This window comes from Nonomuraea composti (assembly GCF_012034275.1).
Taxonomy (GTDB): Bacteria; Actinomycetota; Actinomycetes; order Streptosporangiales; family Streptosporangiaceae; genus Nonomuraea; species Nonomuraea composti.
Window position 1 is genome coordinate 1 of record NZ_JAATEP010000046.1, and the last position, 15,609, is coordinate 15,609.

At 70.7% G+C, this 15,609-nt stretch carries 17 protein-coding genes; 13 read left to right on the forward strand and 4 right to left on the reverse strand.

The genetic code is table 11. The annotated features are described in order from the left end of the window. Positions 1-613 precede the first annotated feature (613 nt). Positions 614-1,714, forward strand: a complete 1,101-nt coding sequence (locus tag HCN51_RS43060) for a C40 family peptidase (protein WP_168017774.1) — start codon at positions 614-616, stop codon at positions 1,712-1,714. A 7-nt stretch (positions 1,715-1,721) separates the two neighbouring features. Here the strand turns inward: HCN51_RS43060 and HCN51_RS43065 are convergent, their stop codons facing one another. Further along, the gene (locus tag HCN51_RS43065; RefSeq protein ID WP_043615308.1) at positions 1,722-2,213 is read right to left on the reverse strand and encodes an inorganic diphosphatase; all 492 of its coding nucleotides are present in this window, start codon (positions 2,211-2,213) and stop codon (positions 1,722-1,724) included. Positions 2,214-2,321: 108 nt separating this feature from the next. Here HCN51_RS43065 and dacB point away from each other — a divergent pair, with 108 nt between their 5' ends. From dacB to HCN51_RS43120, 11 genes are all read left to right on the forward strand, one after another. After that, the gene (dacB, locus tag HCN51_RS43070) at positions 2,322-3,722 is read left to right on the forward strand and encodes a D-alanyl-D-alanine carboxypeptidase/D-alanyl-D-alanine endopeptidase (RefSeq protein WP_206068560.1); all 1,401 of its coding nucleotides are present in this window, start codon (positions 2,322-2,324) and stop codon (positions 3,720-3,722) included. Positions 3,723-3,790: 68 nt separating this feature from the next. Next, a complete protein-coding gene (locus tag HCN51_RS43075; RefSeq protein WP_186404522.1) occupies positions 3,791-4,867 on the forward strand; it encodes a zinc-dependent metalloprotease in 1,077 nt (358 codons plus the stop codon). Between the two features lie 440 nt (positions 4,868-5,307). Then, a complete protein-coding gene (gene tilS, locus HCN51_RS43080; protein ID WP_168017776.1) occupies positions 5,308-6,309 on the forward strand; it encodes a tRNA lysidine(34) synthetase TilS in 1,002 nt (333 codons plus the stop codon). Positions 6,310-6,319: 10 nt separating this feature from the next. Next, positions 6,320-6,871 carry a hypoxanthine phosphoribosyltransferase gene (gene hpt, locus HCN51_RS43085; protein ID WP_080044327.1) on the forward strand — a complete coding sequence of 184 codons (552 nt, stop codon included), beginning with the start codon at positions 6,320-6,322 and terminating at the stop codon, positions 6,869-6,871. A 237-nt stretch (positions 6,872-7,108) separates the two neighbouring features. Continuing rightward, positions 7,109-9,103 carry an ATP-dependent zinc metalloprotease FtsH gene (gene ftsH, locus HCN51_RS43090; RefSeq protein WP_080044328.1) on the forward strand — a complete coding sequence of 665 codons (1,995 nt, stop codon included), beginning with the start codon at positions 7,109-7,111 and terminating at the stop codon, positions 9,101-9,103. Next, on the forward strand, positions 9,100-9,678 hold the full coding sequence (folE, locus tag HCN51_RS43095; RefSeq protein WP_080044329.1) for a GTP cyclohydrolase I FolE: 579 nt from the start codon (positions 9,100-9,102) through the stop codon (positions 9,676-9,678). The genes ftsH and folE overlap by 4 nt, the downstream gene beginning before the upstream one ends. A gap of 68 nt (positions 9,679-9,746) precedes the next feature. Next, positions 9,747-10,604: a dihydropteroate synthase gene (gene folP, locus HCN51_RS43100; protein ID WP_168017777.1), complete on the forward strand. Its 858-nt coding sequence runs from the start codon at positions 9,747-9,749 to the stop codon at positions 10,602-10,604. After that, on the forward strand, positions 10,601-11,047 hold the full coding sequence (locus HCN51_RS43105; protein WP_168017778.1) for a nuclear transport factor 2 family protein: 447 nt from the start codon (positions 10,601-10,603) through the stop codon (positions 11,045-11,047). The genes folP and HCN51_RS43105 overlap by 4 nt, the downstream gene beginning before the upstream one ends. Continuing rightward, entirely contained in the window at positions 11,037-11,402 is a 366-nt protein-coding gene (gene folB / locus HCN51_RS43110) for a dihydroneopterin aldolase (protein ID WP_168017779.1), read from the forward strand. The genes HCN51_RS43105 and folB overlap by 11 nt, the downstream gene beginning before the upstream one ends. Next, positions 11,399-11,902, forward strand: coding sequence for a 2-amino-4-hydroxy-6-hydroxymethyldihydropteridine diphosphokinase (gene folK, locus HCN51_RS43115; protein WP_168017780.1), 504 nt, complete (start codon positions 11,399-11,401; stop codon positions 11,900-11,902). The genes folB and folK overlap by 4 nt, the downstream gene beginning before the upstream one ends. Continuing rightward, a complete protein-coding gene (locus HCN51_RS43120; RefSeq protein WP_168017781.1) occupies positions 11,899-12,351 on the forward strand; it encodes a DUF3180 domain-containing protein in 453 nt (150 codons plus the stop codon). Before folK ends, HCN51_RS43120 begins: the two co-directional genes overlap by 4 nt. Here the strand turns inward: HCN51_RS43120 and HCN51_RS43125 are convergent. The 3 genes from HCN51_RS43125 to HCN51_RS43135 are packed head-to-tail and all read right to left on the reverse strand — an operon-like array spanning position 12,348 to position 14,795. Further along, complete coding sequence (locus tag HCN51_RS43125; protein WP_168017782.1) at positions 12,348-12,533, reverse strand: hypothetical protein; 186 nt, start codon at positions 12,531-12,533, stop codon at positions 12,348-12,350. The genes HCN51_RS43120 and HCN51_RS43125 overlap by 4 nt on opposite strands. Continuing rightward, positions 12,526-13,653, reverse strand: a complete 1,128-nt coding sequence (locus HCN51_RS43130; protein WP_206068561.1) for an acyltransferase family protein — start codon at positions 13,651-13,653, stop codon at positions 12,526-12,528. Before HCN51_RS43130 ends, HCN51_RS43125 begins: the two co-directional genes overlap by 8 nt. Further along, positions 13,650-14,795: an NADH-quinone oxidoreductase subunit D gene (locus HCN51_RS43135; protein WP_168017783.1), complete on the reverse strand. Its 1,146-nt coding sequence runs from the start codon at positions 14,793-14,795 to the stop codon at positions 13,650-13,652. Before HCN51_RS43135 ends, HCN51_RS43130 begins: the two co-directional genes overlap by 4 nt. Positions 14,796-14,918: 123 nt before the next feature. Here HCN51_RS43135 and HCN51_RS58455 point away from each other — a divergent pair, with 123 nt between their 5' ends. Next, positions 14,919-15,584 carry a DoxX family protein gene (locus HCN51_RS58455; RefSeq protein WP_206068562.1) on the forward strand — a complete coding sequence of 222 codons (666 nt, stop codon included), beginning with the start codon at positions 14,919-14,921 and terminating at the stop codon, positions 15,582-15,584. The last annotated feature ends 25 nt before the right edge of the window (positions 15,585-15,609 follow it).

Genomic DNA, 15,609 nt, shown 5'->3' on the forward strand with positions numbered 1-15,609 from the left:
CCGGCCCCCTGATCCGGCCCCCTGATTCGGCCCCGCCGGCCACGGGAATGCCTCCTCGGGCCAACCCGCACCCAGGCCGCCCACGGAGACACCATGCCCGCCACCACCCCCACCCAGGCCCTCACCCAGGCAGGCCAAGCCCTCGCCGACCCCGCCACCTACACCGACGAGCACCACCTCCACAGCGCCCTCACCCTCCTGCGCCACCACGCACCCGTCCACCACGTCACCGCCCCCGGCTACAACCCCTTCTGGGCCATCACCCGCCACGCCGACATCCTCGCCATCGAACGCGACCACACCCTCTGGCTCAACGCCCCCCCCCCCCTCCTGCCCACCCCCCCCCTCCACCACCCCCCCCCCACCCCCCCCACCCCACCCACACCCCGCCCCCCCCCCCCCCACCCCCACCCCCCCCCCCCCCCCCCCCCCCCCCCCCCCCCCCCCCCCCCCCCCCCCCCACCCCCCCGGACCCCGCCACTCCCACCCCCACCGAGGAGCCGCCGGGGACACCCTCGGGGACCCCCTCCTGAGGCTGCCGGACCTTTACGTTACGTGAGTGAATTGGCGGGAACTGTGTGCATAGAGTAACCATGTGGCTTCAGGGGGACCTATGCGCGCATTCCCGACAGGGGTCCTCGTCGCATGCCTGGTGGCCGGCATGTGCCCGCCGGTGGCGGCCGATCCCGGGCCCTCTTCGCACGACGTCAGGAAGGCCAAGCAGGCCGTACGCGAGCGTTCCAAGGAGCTGGGCAGGACCACCGCGGCGCTGGTGACCGCCCAGTCCCGCCTCGACGCGCTGACGGCCGAGGTGGAGCGGCTGGTGGAGGCGTACAACGGGGAGGTCGTCCGGCTGCGGCAGGCCGAGCAGGCCCACCAGCAGGCCACCGCCCGGCTGGCGGCGGCCGACGCCGAGGTCGAGCGGGCCAGGCAGGCCGTGGCGCTGCTGGCGGCCGAGAGCTACGGCGGGCTCGGCCCGCTCAACCCGATGGTGGGGATGCTGTCCGACCGGGGCGGCGCCGACGGGTTCCTGCACCGGGCCGGCGTGCTCGGGCACATGAACGAGGAGCGGGCCGCCGTTCTGGGCCGGATGCGCGACGCGCAAGAGGTCGCGGCGATCCTGCGTACCCAGGCCGCCGGAGCCCACGCCGCGCGGCAGGCGGCCGCCGAGCGCGCCCGGCAGGCCAAGCTGGCCGCCGAGCAGGCGGTGCGGAGCAGGCGGCGCGAGACCAGGCAGCTCACCGCGCGCAAGGAGAGCCTGCAACGCGCGGTGGACGCCGCGCGCGACCGCGCGGAGCTGCTCGCCAGACGGCGCGCGGCGGCGCTGTCCGGGCTGGTCACCGGCGGCTCGACGATGGGGGACGTGGCCGCGAACTGGGCGCTCACCCAGCTCGGCAAGCCCTACGTGTGGGCCGCCGCGGGCCCCGAGACCTACGACTGCTCCGGCCTGTCGATGCGGGCCTGGGAGCGGGCCGGCGTGCGGCTCGACCACTGGACGGGCACCCAGTGGACGTCGGGCCCGCACGTGCCGCTCGACCAGCTACGCCGCGGCGACCTGCTGTTCTTCGCCCACACCGGCGACCCGTCGACCATCCACCACGTCGGCATCTACGTCGGGCGCGACCAGATGGTGCACGCCCCGCAGACCGGCGACGTGGTGCGGGTCGCCTCGATCTGGCGCGGGGACCTGGTGGGCGCCACCAGGCCCCGCTAGAGCGGGGTCAGTGGTGACCCTCCTCCTTGGCGCGCCGGAACGAGCGCTCGATCTCGGCCTCGGCCTCGATGCGGCCCACCCAGTTGGCGCCCTCGACGGACTTGCCGGGCTCCAGGTCCTTGTAGACCTCGAAGAAGTGCTGGATCTCCAGCCGGTCGAACTCCGACACGTGATGGATGTCCTGGATGTGGTGCATCCGGGGGTCGGTGGACGGCACGCACAGCACCTTGTCGTCACCGCCCTTCTCGTCCGTCATCCGGAACATCCCCACCGCACGGCACGTGATGTAGCAGCCCGGGAACGTCGGCTCCTGGAGCAGCACCAGCGCGTCGAGCGGGTCGCCGTCCTCGCCGAGGGTGTTCTCGATGAAGCCGTAGTCGGCGGGATACTGCGTGGAGGTGAACAGGAGCCGGTCAAGCCTGATCTTCCCGGTCTCGTGGTCCACTTCGTACTTGTTCCGTTGCCCCTTGGGAATCTCAACGACAACGTCGAACTCCACCGCGGTTCCTCCGCTCAGGCCCCCGGGCACCCCCGGCTGGGCGTTAATGTCTCGTAGGCGAACACAGGAGAGAGGGCAGGCGACGTGGCGCGGCGCGACCGGTTGGTGATGCTGACCACTCTCGCCGTGCTCCAGGCCCTGACGATCGTCACCGGCGTTTACGCGATGACCACCGAGCTCAGCCTGAGCGCGCTGACGAGCGGGTCTTCACCGACCGAGCCGACGGCGTCACCGGCGGAAGGCACTCCCACCGCCCCCGTCGTCACCGCGGGGCCTGTGCTGGCCCAGCTCCCGGTGAAGCCCGGAGACGGACCTCTCCCGACTAAGGGTACTTTGACGAAGCAGTTGGCCAGCGCCCTGGGTGACGATGCGCTCGGCGACCGCGTCGGCGTCTCGGTCATCGACACCGTCACCGGCGAGCAGCTCTACGCCGCCGGCGCCGACACCGCCCTCACCCCCGCCTCCACCACCAAGATCATCACGTGCTCCGCTGCCCTGGCCTCGCTCGGCCCCGACACCCGCTTCTCCACCCGCGTGGTCCAGGGCGCGACGCCCGGCGCCGTCGTCCTCGTCGGGGGCGGCGACCCGCTCCTCGCCGGCCCCTCGGCCAAGCGCGACGGCTACCCCGCCCAGGCCAGCCTCGCCACGCTCGCCGCCCGTACCGCTGCGACGCTCAAGTCCCGGGGCGTCCAAAAGATCACCCTTTCGTACGACACGTCGCTGTTCACCGGCACCGCCAAGGCCGCCGGCTGGAAGCCCAACTACATCCCCGACGGCGAGGTCGCCCCCGTCTACGCCCTCACCATGGACGTCGGCCGCCAGGACCCCCGCTACCGCGCCCCCCGCGTCCCCAACCCGCCCCAGTACGCCGCCGACGCCTTCGCCAGGCTCCTCGCCAGGCAGGGCATCAAGGTCGCCAAGTCCGTACGCCCCGCCAAGGCCCCCGCCGGCGCCGCCGAGCTCGGCCGCGTCGACTCCGCCCCCCTCTACGCCCTCGTCGAGCACACCCTCACCCACAGCGACAACGACATGGCCGAAGCCCTCATGCGGCACGTCGCCATCAAGGAAGGCCAGGAGGCGTCCTTCGCCGGCGGCGCCAAAGCCGTCGCCGCGGTCATGAGCCGCCTCGGCATCACCCAGGGCGTCTCCCTCGACGACGGCAGCGGCCTGTCCATCCGCAACCGCATCAGCCCCAACGCCCTCGCCAAGGCCATCGCCCTGTCCGGCTCCGCCGCCCACCCCGGCCTGCACGCCATCGCCTCCGGCATGCCCATCGCCGGCTTCTCCGGCACCCTCGGCAACGGCCGCCGCTTCGTCGGCCGCGACAGCAAGGGCCAGGTCGGCCTCGTCCGCGCCAAGACCGGCACGCTCAACCACGTCAACACGCTGGCCGGGCTGGCCACCACCAAGGACGGGCGGCTCGTCACCTACGCCTTCATGGCCGATCGCGTGCCCGTCAACGCCGAGCCCGTCCTCGACCGCCTCGCCGCCATCGTCGCCCGCTCTTGAGCGCGGCCTCGGGAACGCGTAGGGGCTCCTTCGCCCACACTCGGCCAGAACCACGTACGGTGGACGGTATGCAGGTGATCGACTGGGATCTGGCCGTCACGACCGGCACGCGCCTGGTGCGCCCCGGCCCACAGGTGAGCCGGGAGGAGGCCAGGCAGGCCGTCACCGAGCTCCGCACCCTGTCGCGCGAGGCCGAGGGCCACGTCCGGCAGTTCACCAAGATTCACACCGAGACCGCGCCGCAGCCGGCCACCATCGTCGACCGGCCCGGCTGGATCAAGGCCAACGTCCAGGGCTTCCGCGTCGTCCTGGAGCCGCTCACGCAACGCATGAGCGCCGGCGCGAACCAGGCGCCGGCCATCGTCACCGCCGTCGGCTCCCGCATCACGGGCGTCGAGGTCGGCGCCGTCCTGGCCTTCCTCGCCTCCCGCGTGCTCGGCCAGTACGAGCTCTTCCTCCCGCCCGACCCCACGGGCCAGGAGCCCGTCGGCCGCCTCACGCTCGTCGCGCCCAACATCGTGCACGCCGAACGCGAGATGAACGTCAACCCGCACGACTTCCGCCTCTGGGTCTGCCTCCACGAGGAGACCCACCGCGTGCAGTTCACCGGGGTCACGTGGCTGCGCGAGTACGTCCGCTCACAGATGACCGAGTTCCTGCTCGCCTCCGACCTCGACCTGCCCACCCTCCTCGAACGCCTCCGCAACGCCGCCGACACGGTGGCCGACGTGGTGCGCGGCGGCGAGGGCAACCTCATCGACGCCATCCAGTCGCCCGGCCAGAAGGAGATCCTCGACCGCCTCACGGCCGTCATGACCCTCGTCGAGGGCCACGGCGACTACGTCATGGACGCGGTCGGCCCGTCCGTGGTGCCGTCGGTGGCCGAGATCCGCGCCAAGTTCGCCCAACGCCGCGAGGGCGGCTCCCGCCTCGACCGTACGGTGCGCCGCCTGCTGGGCATCGAGGTCAAGATGAAGCAGTACGCGGAAGGCTCCGCCTTCGTCCGCACGGTGGTGGACCGGGTGGGCATGGACGGCTTCAACAAGGTCTGGACCTCCCCGGAGACGCTGCCGACCAGCACGGAGATCGCCGACCCCGACGCCTGGATCACCCGCGTCATCGGCACCCCAGCCCTCCCCGCCTGACCCCCGCACGCGCCCACCAGCGCCTGACGCCGGCAAGCCGTTCACACCGCCCAACCGGCCCCGCGCCCTCGTAGCGCCGCGTCGGCGGTCGGCGTCGTCCACGCGGGCGCGCCTTTCGGAGCGCCGCGTCGGGGTGCGTCGGCGGTCGGGTCGTGTGCGGCGAGCGGACGCACGGACCCTGCGCCGCGTCGGCGGGCCGTGGTGCGGTGGGGCTCAGCGCCGTGTGCGGTGCCCGGCCACCGGGGCGTCGGCGGGCCGGCCGCGTTCACGCAGGCGCGCCCCTCGAAGCGCCGCGTCGGTGGGACGGTTGCGCACGTTCGAACGGCCGCTCCCACGCAGGGCCGTGGCGGCGGGTCGGTCGCGTGCGCCCGAGTAGCGGCACCCCGCCAACGACCCCAGTAAGACACATCCGGCCCGCACACCCACCGCCGGATGCGACGATGGCACCCGTGGGCCCACATCCAGCCGTAGCCGACCTCCGAAGGGCAGTTCGCGATGCCCTGGCGGACGTCCCCGACCAGGCCCTGGTCCTGGCGGCCTGCAGTGGCGGGGCTGATTCGCTGGCTCTGGCCGCTGCCCTGGCGTTCGTGGCCCCCAGGATGCGGCTGCGGGCCGGCCTGCTGACCGTGGATCACCAGTTGCAGCCGGGCTCGGCCGCCCGTGCCGCGACGGTGAAGGACCTGGCCACGGAGCTGGGCCTGGCGCCGGTGGAGGTGCTGACGGTGACGGTGGGGAAGGAGGGCGGGCCGGAGGCGGCGGCGAGGGAGGCGAGGTACGCGGGCCTGGACGAGGCGGCGGAAAGGCTGGGGGCGGAGGCGGTGCTGCTGGGCCATACGCGGGACGATCAGGCCGAGACGGTGCTGCTGGGGTTGGCGCGGGGGAGTGGGCCGCGGTCGTTGTCGGGGATGGCGGCGCGGGCGGGCCGGTATCGGCGGCCGTTGCTGGGGCTGCCGCGGCAGACGACGGTGGCGGCGTGCAAGGCGCTCGGTCTGACCCCGTGGGACGATCCGCACAACGAGGACGTCCGGTTCACGCGGGTGCGGGTTCGCCGGACGGTGCTGCCGGTGCTGGAGAAGGAGCTGGGCCCGGGGGTGGCGGAGGCGTTGGCGCGGACGGCGGCGCTGGCGCGGGAGGATGCGGACGCGCTCGACGAGTGGGCGGAGTCGGCGTTCCAGAATTGCGCTCTTAGCGATATCGGCGAGTCGGTGAAGCTGGCCGTGGCCGAGGTGGAAAAGCTCCCGGCGGCCGTCCGGCGGCGGGTGCTGCGGCGCGCGGCGATCGCCGCCGGGTCCCCGTCCGGTGCCCTGTCGGCCACGCATGTGCTGGCCGTAGACCGGCTGATCACGCACTGGCGTGGCCAGAAAGCCGTTGACCTGCCCGGGGGTCTGTCGGCCGTCCGGCGGTATGGCACCCTGATATTCGCCATCAGTCCCATCGCGTAAGGAACCACAGGTGGACGCTGCCGACATGGGCAATGACCTGGAAAAAGTGCTCATTCCCGAGGATGAGCTCCAGGCGAAGATCAAAGAGCTCGCCGGCCGGATCGACGAGGATTACGCGGGCAAGGACGTCCTGCTCGTCGGTGTGTTGAAGGGCGCGGTCATGGTGATGGCCGACCTGGCCAGAGCGTTGCACGTGCCGGTGCAGATGGACTGGATGGCGGTGTCGTCGTACGGCGCGGGCACCAAGTCGTCCGGCGTCGTGCGGGTGCTGAAAGACCTCGACACCGACATTCTGAACAGGCACGTGCTGATCGTCGAGGACATCATCGACTCCGGCCTGACCCTGCACTGGCTGCTGGAAAACCTGAAGTCGCGCAATCCCGCGTCGCTGGAGATCTGCACCGCGCTGCGGAAACCCGACGCGGTGAAGGTGCCGATCGAGGTCAAATACGTGGGCTTCGACATTCCCAACGAGTTCGTCATCGGTTATGGCCTCGACTACGCGGAGAGATACCGGAACCTGCCCTTCATCGGCACTCTCGCCCCACACGTTTACAAGTAGCAATCTCCGCCGTGGCGGGGAACATCGCGCAACGTGACGTACGTTGATAGGGCAAGACCGGTGTAGCGGGCGGTCCCTCCGTGCGCTCTGCCGGTGTACCTTCAGACTCCGGGAGGGTGACCACGCGTCCCCTTCGGGTAGTCAGAAGTCGCGGTGTCGGATGCCGCGGCCCCGGGCATGCCCGGGGTTCCAGGCCATGGTCAGGAAGGGACGGGCCCGCAAGGGGTTCCGCATCGGATGGATCTCAAGCGATTTACACGTGGGCCACTGCTGTGGATCCTGGGCATCGTCGTGCTGCTCCTCCTCGTCACTCAGCTCTGGAGTGGCGGTGGAAATTTCAAGACGGCCGACACGTCCTTGGTCCTTGAGCAGATTCGGGCCGGCAACGTCAGCAACGCCAAGATTATCGACAAGGACAACCGGATCGAGGTGACGCTGGCGAGCCCGATCTCGGTCAAGCAGGGCGACGCCCCGACGAAGCTGATCCAGTCGAGCTGGGTCACCGGTTACGGCAGCAAGCTGACCGACGAGCTGCAGGCTCAGGTCAACGCGGGCAAGACGAAGAGCTTCACCACCGAGGTGCCGCAGGAGAACATCCTGCTCAGCCTCCTGGTGAGCTTCCTGCCGATCGTCATCATCGTGCTGATCTTCCTGTTCATCATGAACCAGATGCAGGGCGGCGGCTCCCGGGTGATGAACTTCGGCAAGTCGAAGGCCAAGCTGATCACCAAGGACACCCCCAAGACCACGTTCGCCGACGTCGCGGGTGCCGACGAGGCCATCGAGGAGCTCCAGGAGATCAAGGAGTTCCTTCAGGCCCCGGCCAAGTTCCAGGCGATCGGCGCCAAGATCCCCAAGGGTGTGCTGCTGTACGGCCCGCCCGGCACCGGTAAGACGCTGCTGGCCCGCGCGGTCGCCGGCGAGGCGGGTGTCCCGTTCTACTCGATCTCCGGCTCCGACTTCGTCGAGATGTTCGTCGGTGTGGGTGCCTCGCGGGTTCGCGACCTGTTCGAGCAGGCGAAGGCCAACGCCCCGGCGATCATCTTCATCGACGAGATCGACGCCGTCGGCCGCCACCGCGGCGCCGGCCTGGGCGGCGGTCACGACGAGCGCGAGCAGACGCTCAACCAGCTCCTGGTGGAGATGGACGGCTTCGACGTCAAGGGCGGCGTGATCCTCATCGCGGCCACCAACCGGCCCGACATCCTCGACCCGGCGCTGCTGCGCCCGGGCCGTTTCGACCGGCAGGTCACCGTCGACCGTCCCGACCTCGAGGGCCGCAAGGGCATCCTCAAGGTGCACGGCCGCGGCAAGCCGTTCGCCCCGAATGTCGACCTCGACGTGATCGCGCGCCGCACCCCCGGGTTCACCGGCGCCGACCTCGCCAACGTGATCAACGAGGCGGCCCTGCTCACCGCGCGGGCCGACCAGAAGCTGATCACGATGGACGTCCTGGAGGAGTCGATCGACCGCGTCATGGCGGGGCCCGAGCGCAAGACGCGGGTCATGTCGGACAAGGAAAAGAAGATGATCGCCTACCACGAGGGCGGTCACGCACTGGTGGCGCACGCGTTGCCGAACTCCGACCCGGTCCACAAGATCACGATCCTGTCCCGCGGCCGCGCGCTCGGTTACACGATGACGCTGCCGATGGAGGACAAGTTCCTGGCCACCAGGTCCGAGATGATGGACCAGCTCGCGATGCTGCTCGGCGGCCGCGCGGCGGAGGAGCTCGTCTTCCACGAGCCCACCACCGGCGCCTCCAACGACATCGAAAAGGCCACGGCCGTCGCCCGCCGCATGGTCACCGAGTACGGCATGAGCGAGCAGCTCGGCGCCCGTAAGTTCGGCACCGGCCAGGCCGAGGTCTTCCTGGGCCGCGAGATGGGCCACGAGCGCGACTACTCCGAGAAGATCGCCTCGACGATCGACGAGGAGGTCCGCCGGATGATCGAGACGGCGCACGACCAGGCCTGGGACATCCTGGTCGAATACCGCGACGTGCTCGACAACCTGGTGCTGGAGCTCATGGAGAAGGAGACCCTCTCCCGCGAGCAGGTGCTGCAGATCTTCGCGCCGGTGGTCGTCAAGGAGCACCGCCCGTCGTACGCGGGTTACGGCAAGCGGCTCCCGTCCGACCGCCCGCCGATCCTGACCCCGAAGGAGCAGTCGGCCAACGGCTCGCTGACCACGGGCCGCCAGGACGCCCTGCCCTCCGGGGACAGTGCGTGACGCAGCACGACGTAGACCTGGGGCGGATCGAGAAGGCCGTTCGCGAGATCCTGTACGCCATCGGCGAGGATCCCGACCGTGACGGCCTGGTCGAGACGCCCTCCCGGGTCGCCAGAGCGATGGCCGAGCAGTATTCCGGGCTCGGCCAGACGCCCGAAGACGTGCTCAACAAGGTCTTCGACGTCGATCACGACGAGATGGTGCTGGTGCGCGACATCGAGGTCTACTCGACGTGCGAGCACCACCTCGTCCCGTTCCACGGCCTGGCCCACGTGGGCTACATCCCCAACGAGCGGGGCCAGGTCACCGGCCTGTCGAAGCTGGCGCGCCTGGTCGACGTGTTCGCCCGCCGCCCGCAGGTGCAGGAGCGCATGACCTCGCAGATCGCCGACGCGCTCATGCGCGTGCTGGAGCCGCGCGGGGTCATCGTGGTCGTCGAGTGCGAGCACCTGTGCATGACGATGCGCGGCGTACGCAAGCCGGGCGCCAAGACCGTCACCTCGGCCGTCCGGGGCGACTTCCGCACCAGCGACAAGACCCGCTCCGAGGCCATGGCGCTGATCCTGGGGCGCTGAGGCCCGCTGGAGACCGAACGGGGTACCCGCGATGTCACGAGGTGTGGGGAAGCGCCTAGGCTTGGCCCATGACTAGCGTGCCCATCAGCGTGCCGGGAGGTGCGGAGCGGTGCCTCGTCATGGGTGTGGTCAACGTGACGCCTGATTCGTTCTCCGACGGCGGTTTGTGGTTCGACGCGGAGACCGCCATCGAGCACGGCCGTGAGCTGGTGCGCGAGGGCGCCGACATCGTCGACGTGGGCGGTGAGTCCACCCGCCCGGGCGCGGCCAGGGTGTCCATGGAGGAAGAGCTGGCCCGCGTCGTCCCGGTGATCAGGCAGCTGTCCGCCGAGGGGGTGGTGGTCAGCGTCGACACGATGCGCGCCGAGGTCGCCAAGGCCGCGGTGGAGGCGGGCGCCCGCATCGTCAACGACGTGAGCGGCGGCCTGGCCGACCCGGAGATGCCGCGGGTGGTGGCCGCGACCGGCGTGACGTACGTGGTGATGCACTGGCGCGGCCACAGCCATGACATGTACTCCCGCGCCGTCTACGCCGACGTGGTCACGGAGGTGCGCGAGGAGCTGAGCAAGCGGGTGGACCTGGTGCTGGCCGAGGGGGTCACGGAGGAGCAGATCGTGCTCGACCCGGGCCTCGGCTTCGCCAAGAACGCCGAGCACAACTGGGCCGTGCTGGCAGGCATCCCGCGCCTGGCCGAGCTGGGCTTCCCGCTGCTCATCGGGGCATCACGCAAACGTTTCCTGGGGCGGCTGCTGGCCGATCCCGACGGCACGCCACGGCCGTTCAGCCGCAGCGACGACGCCACGCTGGCCGTGACCGCGCTGGCGGCGCACGCCGGCGCCTGGTGCGTACGCGTGCACGAGGTAGGTCCCAACGCCGATGCCGTGCGCGTGGCCGCCGCATGGAAGAGAGCCGGAGCAGGCACATGAGCGTCGACACCGCCGCGATCGAGACGGTCAACCAGGAGTTCTACGCCGCCATTGAGAGCGCGGACCTGGACAAGATGACCGAGATCTGGGCCGAGGACACCACCGATGACCAGGTGAGCTGCGTGCACCCTGGCTGGACGTTGCTGACGGGCCGCCAGGAGGTGCTGCGGTCCTGGGCGCTGATCATGGCCAACACCACCTACATCCAGTTCGTGCTGACCGACGTCAACACGACGGTGCTGGGTGACGTGGCCGTGCTGACCTGCGTCGAGAACATCCTGACCGCCGGCGAGGAGGGCGAGGCCAGCTTCGCGGCGGGCAAGGTGGTGGCCAGCAACGTCTACCTCCGCACCCCGCAGGGCTGGCGGTTGTGGATGCACCACGGCTCGCCGGTTCTGCAGGGAGACGACGACGAGGAGGAGGAAGGCGAGCTTGAGCCTTGATCGCATCGCCCTGAAGGGCCTGCGGGCCCGGGGCAGGCACGGCGTGCTCGCTGCCGAGCGGGAGCTCGGGCAGGAGTTCGTGGTGGACGCGACGCTGTTCCTCGACACGGCGCCGGCCGCGGCCGGCGACGACCTGACCAAGACCGTCCACTACGGGGAGCTGGCGCAGGCCCTGACCGAGGTGGTGGAGGGCGAGCCGGTCGAGCTGATCGAGACGCTCGCGCAGCGGCTGGCCGACGTCTGCCTGGCCAGCGAGCTGGTGCACCGGGTCGAGGTGAGCGTGCACAAGCCGGCGGCGCCGATCCCCCTGCCCTTCGACGACGTGGTCGTCACGATCGAGCGGAGCCGCGCATGAAGGTGGTGCTCTCTCTCGGCAGCAACCTCGGGCGCCGCTTCCAGACGTTGCAGGGCGCCGTCGACACGCTGTTCGACGCGCCGGGGCTGGAGTTCGTCCGGGCGTCGCCGATCTACGAGACCGACCCGGTGGGCGGGCCCGGCGGGCAGCGCCCGTACCTCAACGCGGTCGTGGTCGCCGAGACCACGCTCGCGCCGCGCACGCTGCTGGAGCGGGCGCAGAGCGTCGAGAACGCCTTCGGCCGCGTCCGCGAGGAGCGCTGGGGGCCGCGCACGCTCGACATCGACCTGATCGTGGTGGGCGAGACCGTCTGCGACGACCCCGACCTCACGCTGCCGCATCCGCGGGCGCACGAGCGCGCGTTCGTGCTGGTGCCGTGGTCGAAGGCCGACCCCGAGGGTGCGCTGCCCGGCCACGGCCCGGTGGCGCGGCTGCTGGAGGGGCTCGGCGACCAGGGCGTACGCCTGCGCGACGACCTGAAGCTGCAGAGGCCCGATTGAAGCCCACCCGCCCCGGCCCCCTGGTCGGCATCGTCGTCGTCATCGCCCTGCTGACCTGGGCCGTGGTCAGGCAGATGTACTCCGAGCTGCCGCTCATGCCGTGGACGGCGATCCCCACGGTGCTGCTGCTGTCCATCGGCGAGGCGTACAGCGGCTGGGCGACCAGGGCCAGGATCGCGCGGAAGCCGGGCACGAAGCCGGTGGAGCCGCTGGCGGTGGCGCGCCTTGCGGCGCTGGCGAAGGCGTCGGCGTACGCGGGGGCGGTGTTCGGCGGGATCTTCGCCGGGTTCGCCCTGCACACGGCGCAGATCCTCGACCGTGAGACGCCGCGCGGGGAGTTCTTCGTCGCGACGGGCTCGTTCGTGTCGTGCGTGGTGCTGGTCTGCGCGGCCCTCTACCTGGAGCACGCCTGCCGCATCCCGAAGGACCCCGACGCGACCCGCGACTAGTGCTCGTCCGGCAGGCCCTCGACGGAGCGGAAGCTGCCGGAGACCAGGCGGTCGTGCCAGATCTCGCGCTGGAGCAGGCGCAGCGCACGGCGCAGGACGTCGCTCGGCCGCTCGCCGTCCCGCAGCGCGGTCCGAATGATCCGCTCGTCTTCGGCGTTGGCCCGGAAGGCGATGTCAGCCATGGTCAGAGCTTATGGACCCGCTGACGTCCCTGTCCGGCGTTTGCGCGACGGGTCTGGGCCGCCGGCCGAACAGGTAGATGACGGGGGCGGTGCAGATGAGCGGCCCGACGATGGCGATCGGCCGCTCCAGCCACCACCACGAGTCGGGCGGGATCCGGTCGCCCAGCGTGCCGAAGAACCACCACGACAGGCCCAGGGAGATGGCCATCCCGGTGGTGTGGAAGAGGAACAGCGGCAGGGAGTACCGGTTGATGAAGCCGTTCAGCCGCTGCCAGCGCGGCCGCTCCAGCACCCGCTCCATCGCCGGCCGCAGCACTTCGACCAGCCCGATCTGGAACAGCAGCAGCGCCACGATCACGAACGTGGGCGGCGCCATGTTGGAGAACCTGTCACCCGGCACCCCGACCATGGACCCCGGGTAGATGCCCGAGTAGACCAGCCCGAACAGCGCGAACAGCCCGGTCCACAGCACCGCGATGTCGTAGCGCCTGGGCAGGGCCACGACCCGGTCGTAGAAGAAGCCCGCCTGGTGCGCCAGCCCCCAGACGATGATCATGTTGAGCCAGGCCACGCCCTCGATGTCGTAGCGGAAGCGCAGCACGTCCACCACGAGGGCGGCGCCGCCGAGCCAGATGAGGGTCAGCACGTCGTAGCGCTCGTGCAGCCAGAGCGCGACGGGCAGCAGCGCGATGAGGACGAGGTAGACGCCGAGGAACCACAGCGGGCTGAGCACCAGCAGCACCACCCGCCACATCCAGTCCACCCCGAACGTGTACGTCACGGCCGCCCCGACCGCGATCCACACGCCGGACAGGAACAGCGCGGGTAAGGCCAGCGCGCGGATGCGCCGCCAGACGAACGAGCCGATGCCGGTGCCGCGCGCCCTGGCCCGGTGCCACGACAGCAGGTGCACGTGCCCGCCGACGTAGAAGAACAGCGGCAGCACCTGCAGCAGCCAGGTGAGAATCCACAGGCCGCTGGTGAAGCCCAGCGGGCTGGTGGGCTCGGGGCCGGTCGGCTTCCAGTCGAGGATCGTGAAGGCCCAGTGCCACACCACCACGACGATCAGGCTGAGCGCGCGCAGCCAGTCGACGTACTTGTCGCGTTCCTGAGCCTTCACTTATCGATGTCACCCACCACGAAGAACATGGAGCCCAGGATGGCCACCATGTCGGCCACGAGGTGCCCGGGGAGCATCTCGCGCAGCACCTGGATGTTGCTGTAGGAGGCCGAGCGCAGCTTGAGCCGCCACGGCGTCTTGTCGCCCTTGGAGACGAGGTAGTAGCCGTTGATGCCGAGCGGGTTCTCCGTCCACGCGTACGTGTGCCCCTCGGGCACCTTGAGCACCTTCGGCAGCCGCTGGTTGATCGGCCCGGGCGGCAGCGAGCGCAGCCGGTCGACGCACGCGTCGGCCAGGTCGAGTGAGACCTTGAGCTGGTCGAGCAGCACCTCGAAGCGGGCGTGGCAGTCGCCGGCGCCGCGGGTGACGACCTTGACGGGCAGCTCGGGGTAGGCGAGGTAGGGGTCGTCGCGGCGCAGGTCGAAGTCGACGCCGGAGGCGCGGGAGACGGGGCCGCTGACGCCGTACTGCATGATCTGCTCGCGGGTCAGCACGCCGACGCCCCTGGTGCGGGCGATGAAGATCTCGTTGTGCAGGATGAGGTTCTCGATGTCGGGGACGCGGCGGCGGGTCTCGGCGACGGCGGCGGAGACGCGGTCGAGCCACCCGTACGGCAGGTCCTCCTTGAGCCCGCCGACCCGGTTGAACATGTAGTGCATGCGCCCGCCGGAGATCTCCTCCATCACGGCCTGGATGCGCTCGCGCTCGTTGAAGGAGTAGAACAGCGGCGTCATCGCGCCCAGCTCCAGCGGGTAGGAGCCGAGGAACATCAGGTGGTTGAGCACGCGGTTGAGCTCGGCCAGCAGCGTACGCGCCCAGACGGCCCGCACCGGCGGCTCCATCCCCAGCATGCGCTCGGCGGCGAGCACCACGCCGAGCTCGTTGGCGAAACCCGACAGCCAGTCGTGCCGGTTGGCCAGCATGATGATCTGGCGGTAGTCGCGCACCTCGAACAGCTTCTCCGCGCCCCGGTGCATGTAGCCGACGATGGGCTCGGCGGTGGCGATGCGCTCGCCGTCGAGTGTCAGCCGCAGCCTGAGCACGCCGTGGGTGGACGGGTGCTGGGGGCCGATGTTGAGGATCATGTCCTCCGTGGCCAGCTCTTTCGCCCCGGCGCCGATCCCGACCACACGTTCCGTCATACGAGCCATGCTGCCACCGCCGCCCGTGGTGATCCAGCGTGGGGGCAGGTCAAGACATGGCATGGAAACGCATCGTGAAGCCGGACATGGGGAGGAATATCGGGAACGGGGGGAGAAAACACCATGAAGAGAGTTCTCTTTGATGTCGCGGCACTGATCGCGCGCGTCGCGACCGGCGTGATTTTCCTGGCGCACGGCTGGCAGAAGTGGCAGAGCGGGCTCGGCGCCACCACGCAGATGTTCCGGGACATGGGGATCCCGATGCCCGAGCTGGCCGCCGGGTTCTCGTCCGTCATCGAGACCGTCGGCGGCATCTTCCTGATCCTCGGCTTGCTGGTCCGCCCGGTGGCACTGCTGTTGCTGCTCAACATGCTCGGCGCGATCGCGTTCGTGCACGGCGGCAAGGGCGTCATGGTCGGCGAGGGCGGCTGGGAGCTGGCGGGGGCGCTCGGCGCGCTCAGCCTGCTGTTCCTGGCGCTGGGCGGTGGCCGGATCGGCCTGGACGGCATCTTCGGCGCCATGTTCCGCCGGCGCTCCGACCGGCGGGCGGCCGAGGAGGAGCTGACCGCGTACCGGCCGGGCAGCACCACGGCGGGCGGCCTGGCGGGCACCACGCCCGCGGGCGGGCCGACGACGCCCGCCCACACGCCGCCCGAAACGCCCGAAGTGCCCCGGCAGCCCACCGCACCCACCTCGGCGCAGGGCAGGCTCAACGACGAGGACATGCGGGACATCGACGCCCTCGTCTCAGACGAGCCGCCCCGCCACCGCAAGCCGCCGACCGCCTGACCCACCCCGCTTCAAAGGCGGGCGG